Below are 5,602 nucleotides of genomic sequence, written 5' to 3'. Positions count from 1 at the left end.
CCACCGCGCGTTTGGTTCTCCTGGTCCTCCCCCCCAGGGTGGGGGCCACCCCCCCCCCCCCCCTGCTCCCCCCCCCCCCCCCCCCCCCCCCCCCCCCCCCCCCCCCGCCCACGGGCGGGCGGCCCGTCAGGCCACGGCATCCGCGTAGACCCGCGGCGCCCCGGCCGTCTCCGGCCGCTCCGCATCCGTCAGCAGCGCGACCAGCGTCTCCCGGGCGCGCGCGACCCGGGACCGCACGGTGCCGATGGGGCAGCCCATCACCCCGGACGCCGCCGCGTACGGCAGCCCCAGCAGCTGGGTGAGGACGAAGGCCTCCCGCCGCTCCGGGGCCAGCGCCGCCAGCAGTTCGGCCAGTGCGACGCCCTCGTCGAACCCGGGCACGCCACGCGGCTGCACCCGTTCCGCGGCGGTCTGCCAGTCGTCCGTCGCGGCCAGCCGCGGCCGGACCGCATGGGACCGGATACGGTCCGCCACGACCCGCCGGGCGATCGTCAGCAGCCAGGTCCGTGCCGAGGACCGGCCCTCGAACCGCGGCAGACTGCGCAGCGCCCGCACATAGGTGTCCTGCGTCAGGTCGTCGGCCGCCTGCGGATCACCGCTCAGATGCGTCACATAGCGCCGCACATCGAGCTGAGTGGCCCGCACGAACTGCTCCACGGCCCGCTCGTCACCGGTACGGGCGGCCAGCGCCCAGCCCGTCACCGCCTCGTCATCCCGCATCCCGCGACCGCCCCTCGCCGCCCGGCCCGGCTTCGGGGAGGATGGACACATGCTCTGCTCGCGCATCCGTACGGCGCTCTCCGCCCGCCTCGACGGCGAGGAACTGCCCCCCGGACTCACCGCCCGCCGGCTCGACGACCATCTCGCCGGCTGCCCGGACTGCCGGCGGTGGCACGCGCAGGCACAGGCGCTGACGGCCGGCCTCGACCGCGCCGCCGCGCACCCCGAGGACGACCGGGCGGCCGCCGATGCGCTGCTCGCCCGGCTGCGGTCGGCTTCCGTACTGCCGGGCCCGGTCTCTCCCGGCACGGCGGACACCGGCGGCAAACGGGCCGGTTGACCCGGCGGCCCGCGGGCGCCCGCCCCCGCCGGCCGGTGCACATACGGATGCGGGCGGCGGCGCCACCGGCATCCGGACAGGATTCATCATCTGGAGTCCTTCGCATGATCCGGCCACCGCGCTCCGGCGGGGACCGGTGAAGTCGGAGCCGGGACCCCGGGCGCGTGCGTCGGCGCCCGTCCGTCCGCCGGCTCGGGAATTCGTCCGCGCTGTCAGACGACAGCCGGTTCCCGCGGTGGACCCCGCAACGACCTCGTATGCGCCAGCAGCAATTGCCGCACCGCGTGCCGCGGCTCCTGCCGGGCGGTGCGCACGGCGGGCCGCGCCTCGGGCAGCACGATCCGCAGGACCAGCACCAGGGGCGCGAACAGCCAGGCCGACACGGTCCGTACGAGCTGGAACGCGGCCCGTTCGCCGCCCCACAGCCAGCCGGCGCCGATCAGGGCGACCAGCAGGTGGGCCGCGAGCATGCCGGTCGCGCTGCCGTGCATCCCCGGCATCTGCTGCGCGGGGTCGGCCATGCCGGTCATGTGGCCGCCTGCCATGTGCTCCATGCCGGGCAGCTGGCCGCCGTGGCCCGTCGAGGGCATGGCCGCCATCTGCTGATGCATCTTCCGCAGCAGCTCGGCGTGGTCAGCTCCGGAGGACGGCATCCCTTGGGCGCCGCACAGCCAGCTGTCCGCCCACTGGCGCACGAGCGAGCGCTCGCCGCCGCCGGAACCGGTGACCGCCTGGCCGAACGAGAAGGCGGTGTGCAGGGCGGCCTGGGTGCCGACGGTCAGCAACCCCACGAGCAGCGGGCCACGTTCCCGGCCCGCACAGCACCAGGCACCGGCCGCGGTGCCCACCCAGGCGGCGCACAGCATCCAGCCGGGTATCACGGCATCCGACATCACCGCGTGGCCCAGCGCAGCGAGCAGTACGCAGACCGCCGCGAACACCGCGGCCCGCAGCCCCCTGAGAACCTGTCCCGCATCCATGACAGGGCCATCGTCGCACCCCGGCCTCACCGCGGAACGAGAGGGGCCCCGACCTGCCGTTTCCAGGGGCGCCGGGGGGTGTTGGACGGGCCGCGGGCGGAGCGGCCGTCTGCCGGTCGCCCCGTACACAACGGCGTCGCCCGCCCCGATGGCTCCGGGGCGGGCGACGCGATGACGCTGACGTGCGGTCAGGACACGTTCTCTTCGGCGTCGAGGTATGCCTGGATCCTCTCGTCCAGCGCGTTGGCCTGCGCACGGGCGCGCTGGGCGGCCTCGTGCTCGCCTTCGTGGTCCAGGCGCGCGGCCTTGGCCTTCAGGTCGGCGGACTGCTGACGCAGCTCGTCGATGTTGACGCTGATGCCACCCCCGGCCGCCACGCTCTGCCGGCCGGCGGCCGTGGTGGCGGCCTGCGCGGGCAGCGCGGCGAACAGCACACCGCCGGCGACGGCAGCCGTCACGGCGAGAACGGAAATACGTCGACGCATGAGATCCCCCTGGTCGAAAAATGGGTCGTTACCGGGCAGTAAGCCTACATGAAATGATCTTGTGTGCCGACCACGGAGGGTGAGAATCCTGGACGTCCATGGGGGCCGGGCGGACGCGGTGCCCAACTGGAGTGCCATCCCAGGGAGTTGGGGTTGACCAGCGGGGATCACGCAAACGGGGCGTGGCCGGCGCCACGCCCCGTCGGTATCCGTTGTCCTACGGCCGGGGTCCGACGACCTCCGCACCGTCCCGGACGGTGATGGCGGCGGCCGGGCAGACATCGGCGGCGTCCAGAGCGCGCTCGTCCTCCTCGATCCGGTCCTTCAGCGGACGGGCATGCGCGCCGTCCACGACGAAGAGGTCCGCGGCGATGGCGGCGCAGGAGCCCGAGGCGATGCACTGCTGCGGGTCGATCTCCACATGCCAGGTCATCCGTTCACCACCCCACCGGCATGACCCGCGGCCCGCGCACCAGCATCTCGCTCTTCCACACCACGTCACCGGCCAGTCGCAGGTCAGGGAAGCGGGTGAGCAGGGCGCCGATCGCCTCTTGGAGTTCCAGGCGGGCCAGTGGCGCACCGAGGCAGTGGTGGACGCCATGGCCGAATCCGAGGTGCTGAATTCCGGTCCGGGAGATGTCCAGCTTCCCGGGTGCGTCGAAGCGCAGCGCGTCCCGGTTGGCGGCGCCCACCGCCACCAGGACCGGAGTCCCGGCCCGTACCAGCGTCCCGCCGACCTCGACATCCTCCGTGGCGTAACGGGCCTGGCTCGCCCCACTTCCCAGCGGCACAAAACGCAGCAACTCCTCCACCGCGCCGCCGATCAGCTCCGGCCGCTCCCGCAGCAGCGCGAGCTGGCCCGGGTGGTCCAGCAGCGCGAGCACGAAGTTGGGGATCTGGGTGGCGGTGGTCTCGTGCCCGGCGACCAGGATGCCGACGCAGAGGTCCACGAGTTCGACTTCGGACAGCCGGTCGTTGACATCCCGGGCGTCGATCAGCGCCGTCATCAGATCGTCCCGCGGAGCGCGTCGGTGCGCCTCGATCAACTGCCGCATATAGGCGCGGAGTTCTTCCATATTGGCGTCGAATTCCGCCGCGGTCAGGGAACTCGTCGACAAGGCGGCATCGCTCCACACCCGGAACCGCGGCCGGTCCTCGGCCGGCACCCCGAGCATCCGGCAGATCACGGCCACGGGAATGGGCAGGGCGTAACGGTCCACCAGGTCGGCCGGCGGACCGGCCGCTTCCAGCTCGTCGAGCAGCTCGTGCGCCAGCTGCTTGACCTGCGGCCGGAGCTTCTCGACCTGGCGGACGGTGAAGGCCTTGGCCACCAGCGTCCGCAGCCGGGTGTGATCGGGCGGGTCCATGCCCAGGATGCCGCTGTCCGTGCGTCCTTCGGACTGCCGGGGCTCGTCGTGCCGGGCGCCCTCGGCGCGGCTGAAGCGCTGATCACCGAGGACGAACCGGGCCTCGGCGTACCGGGTCACGAGCCAGGCCGGCTCGCCATAGGCCATCCGGACCTTCAGCAGTCCCGGCCGGCTGCGGGCGTGTTCGTACTCTTCGGAAAGCTCAAGGCTCTCGGGAACATTGAAGGGGTAGGAGAGGGGTGCTGTGTCGGCTGTGGTCAAGGCGACCTCCCTTGTGTAAGCACCTGCTTACATCACGGTAAGCCGCCCCCCGGAGGCGGTCAACGACGCATTGTGGCCGTCTTCGTGACGGTCCGACGAAGAGGAGCGTGGCGATGGCGAAGACCCCGCAGAACGGCACGGCGAGCGCATCCCGCCGGGACGCGCAGGGCACCCGGCTGCGGTTGCTCGATGCCGCATCGGAGCTGTTCGCCGAGCGCGGCTACGAACGCGCGACGGTGCGCGACATCGCGTCCCGGGCCGGGGCCAACCAGGCCCTGTTGTTCCGCTACTTCGGATCGAAGAAGGCCCTGTTCGGCGAGGTGATGGCACGTGGCGGGCAGGAGCAGCTGCGCAGCACTCCCCCCGAGCGGCTGTTCGAGGTCGCGCTGCGCGGAATGCTGGCCGGCGGCGGCGAAGCGGGCACCGACCGCTCGCTGGAGGTGTGCCTGCGCTCCATCGGCGGCAGCGACGAGATCGCGGAGGCGCTGCGCGGGCTGGGGGAGGAGTACGCGGAGGTCCTCGCCACGCTCTCCGCGTCCGAGACCGGGAGTCTGCGGGCGGATCTGGCGCTGTCCTGGCTGCTGGGAATTGGCTTGATGCGGGTGGTCGTCGCCAAGGAGCCGCTGGCGAGCGCCGACCCCGACACGGTCTGCGCACTCGTCGCGGGCGCCCTGGGGAACCTGCTGGAGAACCTTCCGAAGGACGGGCCGGCCGACGGGGAAAGCGCAGGGAATCCGGGGTGAACGGCCGGGGCGCGGCGTGGTGCGTTGCCGTGCGTGCTGCGTTCCAGTGACTCTGCGGCGGGTCGCAAGTCGGTGGACTTATGCCCGCTTATCGTCGCCTTGGCAGGAAATATTCATTTTCTGCTGAGTCGAGTGAAGGTGGAAACATGCTCCGTTCGATCCCGCGCGGCCTTGCAGTGGCCGGCCTGACCGCGGCTGCCCTCGTGGTGCCGACGGCAGGCGCCGCCACCGCCGCGACCACGCCCCCCGGTAGCTCCCAGGACGCCAAGTGCGCCTCGCACCGCTGCGAGAAGGGTCACCTGGGCAACCAGCAGCACAAGCGCCACCACGGCCGCGTCGGACAGCATGGCCGGGACGGCTATGACGGCTTCGGCCGTGACCGCCGCGACGGCTACGGCCGCGACGGCGGCTACGACCGCTTCGACCGCGACGGCTACGGCCGCGACCGCGACCGCTACGACCGCGACCGCTACGACCGCGACCGCTATGACCGTGACCGCTACGACCGCGACGGCTACGGCCTGGGCAGGAACGGCCTGCTCAACCTCGGTCTGCTCGGCCTCCTCTGATACCCGTTCAGGCCGCGTGTGGTGGGGGGGGGGGGGGGGGGGGGGGGGAAAGGGGGGGGGGGGGGGGGGGGGGGGGGGGGGGGGGGGGGGGGGGGGTTGGGGGAGGGGGAGGCCCCCAAAGGGGAGCGGGCTCGACG

General features: G+C 72.9%; 8 protein-coding genes. 3 read left to right on the top strand and 5 right to left on the bottom strand.

Annotated elements, in window-relative coordinates; translation table 11 throughout:
* Positions 1-126 precede the first annotated feature (126 nt).
* Positions 127-720, bottom strand: a complete 594-nt coding sequence (locus ACZ4XD_RS37130) for a sigma-70 family RNA polymerase sigma factor (protein ID WP_468049967.1) — start codon at positions 718-720, stop codon at positions 127-129.
* A 49-nt stretch (positions 721-769) separates the two neighbouring features.
* On the opposite strand from ACZ4XD_RS37130, the gene ACZ4XD_RS37125 reads away from it, so the two are divergent.
* Positions 770-1,060, top strand: a complete 291-nt coding sequence (locus ACZ4XD_RS37125) for a zf-HC2 domain-containing protein (protein WP_468049965.1) — start codon at positions 770-772, stop codon at positions 1,058-1,060.
* Between the two features lie 212 nt (positions 1,061-1,272).
* Here the strand turns inward: ACZ4XD_RS37125 and ACZ4XD_RS37120 are convergent, their stop codons facing one another.
* The 4 genes from ACZ4XD_RS37120 to ACZ4XD_RS37105 form a co-directional block, all read right to left on the bottom strand.
* A complete protein-coding gene (locus tag ACZ4XD_RS37120) occupies positions 1,273-2,040 on the bottom strand; it encodes a PE-PGRS family protein (RefSeq protein WP_468049964.1) in 768 nt (255 codons plus the stop codon).
* A 188-nt stretch (positions 2,041-2,228) separates the two neighbouring features.
* The gene (locus ACZ4XD_RS37115; protein ID WP_468049963.1) at positions 2,229-2,525 is read right to left on the bottom strand and encodes a hypothetical protein; all 297 of its coding nucleotides are present in this window, start codon (positions 2,523-2,525) and stop codon (positions 2,229-2,231) included.
* Positions 2,526-2,742: 217 nt separating this feature from the next.
* Complete coding sequence (locus ACZ4XD_RS37110; protein WP_468049961.1) at positions 2,743-2,958, bottom strand: ferredoxin; 216 nt, start codon at positions 2,956-2,958, stop codon at positions 2,743-2,745.
* A gap of 4 nt (positions 2,959-2,962) precedes the next feature.
* On the bottom strand, positions 2,963-4,153 hold the full coding sequence (locus ACZ4XD_RS37105; RefSeq protein WP_468049960.1) for a cytochrome P450: 1,191 nt from the start codon (positions 4,151-4,153) through the stop codon (positions 2,963-2,965).
* Between the two features lie 113 nt (positions 4,154-4,266).
* Here ACZ4XD_RS37105 and ACZ4XD_RS37100 point away from each other — a divergent pair, with 113 nt between their 5' ends.
* Both ACZ4XD_RS37100 and ACZ4XD_RS37095 read left to right on the top strand, forming a co-directional pair.
* Positions 4,267-4,896 carry a TetR/AcrR family transcriptional regulator gene (locus ACZ4XD_RS37100; RefSeq protein ID WP_468049958.1) on the top strand — a complete coding sequence of 210 codons (630 nt, stop codon included), beginning with the start codon at positions 4,267-4,269 and terminating at the stop codon, positions 4,894-4,896.
* Between the two features lie 146 nt (positions 4,897-5,042).
* The gene (locus ACZ4XD_RS37095) at positions 5,043-5,465 is read left to right on the top strand and encodes a hypothetical protein (protein ID WP_468049957.1); all 423 of its coding nucleotides are present in this window, start codon (positions 5,043-5,045) and stop codon (positions 5,463-5,465) included.
* The last annotated feature ends 137 nt before the right edge of the window (positions 5,466-5,602 follow it).

This window comes from Streptomyces sp. NPDC029466 (genome assembly GCF_055574515.1).
Note: the sequence above shows the minus strand (reverse complement) of the source record. Positions and strands in the feature narration are given on the sequence as shown.